Annotated in this window: 1 pseudogene; it reads right to left on the bottom strand. The window is 70.0% G+C overall.

The features are described from left to right. Positions 1-210: pseudogene (locus tag I0Q12_RS33980) on the bottom strand (chromosome segregation protein SMC); the annotation flags it as partial.

Consider the following 210-nt stretch of genomic DNA (forward strand, 5'->3'; position numbering starts at 1 on the left):
TCGACCTCCGCGACCACCGACAGCAGGTCCTTGCGGGCGTTCTTGACGTCCTCGAGCTGGGTGGCCAGGAAGTTGTAGCGCTCCTCGAGCGCCGCGAACTCCTCGAGAGCGAGCGGATTGACCTTGCCGAGCGTCGCCAGGTCCTTCTCGGCCCGCTTGGCGCGGCGCTCCTGGGTGGCCCGGTCGTACGGGACCGGCTGCGGTGCGACC

It is taken from the genome of Rhodococcus sp. CX (genome assembly GCF_015865005.1).
GTDB lineage: Bacteria > Actinomycetota > Actinomycetes > Mycobacteriales > Mycobacteriaceae > Rhodococcus.